Source organism: Ruegeria sp. AP12, assembly GCF_056540025.1.
This window is the reverse complement of sequence record NZ_JBQFVZ010000061.1, coordinates 1-1,390: the sequence shown is the minus strand read 5'-3', so window position 1 is coordinate 1,390 and position 1,390 is coordinate 1. Positions and strand designations below refer to the sequence as shown.

Annotated in this window: 2 protein-coding genes; both read right to left on the bottom strand. The window is 57.2% G+C overall.

Going from position 1 to position 1,390, the window contains the following annotated elements; genetic code table 11:
* On the bottom strand, positions 1 to 1,007 hold a 1,007-nt coding region (locus ACR0E6_RS21190), incomplete at its 3' end, for a DUF3422 family protein (protein WP_480587013.1).
* A gap of 107 nt (positions 1,008 to 1,114) precedes the next feature.
* A partial coding sequence (locus ACR0E6_RS21185; RefSeq protein WP_480587011.1) for a VOC family protein occupies positions 1,115 to 1,390 on the bottom strand: 276 nt, incomplete at its 5' end.

Genomic DNA, 1,390 nt, shown 5'->3' with positions numbered 1-1,390 from the left:
CGCAGTAGATCTCCGGCGCGGATGGCCCGGTCTGACAGGGCCTGTAGGCGCAATTCAGTCGACTTAACAGTCCGCATCGCAGGGTCATAGCGGCGCATCATGAAATCGGCAAAGCTCTGCCCCCCCATGAACCGCTCTTCCCGCAAAACCTTGACGCGCTGGTTAACGATGGCCTCGTAGGCGCCCGTGGCCCCAAACCGAAAGGTACAGCGTGCCGAGATCGTCTCCAACTCGGTTGAGGTTTTCAGCAGCTGCGGCAGCATGTCATCGGGATGTTTGCCGCCATCGGTCATCTCGCCCATCAGCGCGGTCAGCTTCTGATCCAACTCGCCAATGCGCGTTGTCAGAGATTTGACCCGCGCAAACCCCAGCATGGACATGGCCTTGTAGGTCTCGATTTCGCACAGGCGCTGGATGATCCGTCCAACCCGGCGCTCTCCAGTTCCATCCGACACGAACAGCGCAAACCGCATGTGCCCTGCGGGGTCGATGCGAAAATCGCTGGCGCAGATCGCGGCATCGTCCAAAACGCGGGACACGGCAAGGCTTTCGGGTTCGAACCAATCCGGTAGCAAGTTCCGGACGACGTCATCCTCTGGGCGCGGAACAACTCGTAGCAAAGCCGACGTGATCCTCTGACCGGGACTGGCCATCATCCAATCTGGGGGGAAGACTTCGAAATCGGCGCGGTTGAACGCCCGCTCACTCACGTTCTGAGAGATCGCAGTAAAGGTTACGGACTCAGTGTGTTGCTCCCACTTGAGCCAATGGCGTCCGATCTGCCCCGCATAGTGGGTCGCGTCGGGTTGAGGGTGCGGCGCGCCGTGACGATCCAGCAGATTTATCAAATGCGCAATGTCGTCCTGCCGGTCCCCACTTTGCGACGTGCCGGGCTTTTTGATCGCCAGAAAGGCAACCGTGCATGGAACCTGCGCCACCGGAAAAGGTCGGGCGTGCAGTTCATTGGCAAGCCGATAGCGTAAAGGGTGGTCATCGATTGGCGTCATGCAGGGCTCCGATTCATCCGACACACTATACGGCACACCCAAAATACATCAATTCCCATTTTATTTCAGATACTTACAAGAATGCGACGGTATACATTCCAGCCAATTCATTGATTTGGCTGCCATAGCTCGATGGGATTGCCTTCGGGATCATGAATACGGGCGAATTTACCCACCTCGCTATCCCAATCCGGATTGGTTTCGACGGTGATCCCTGCGTCCTGTAGCTGGCGTGTCAAAGCGGCCAAATCATCAACCCTGAAATTGATCATCCACTGCTGCTCGCTTCGGCCAAAATACGCGGTATCCTGGGCGAAGGGTGCAAAGACCGTATAGCCTTCGGCCTGCTTCCAAGGGACCGGATCATAGTGATTTACCCCCAG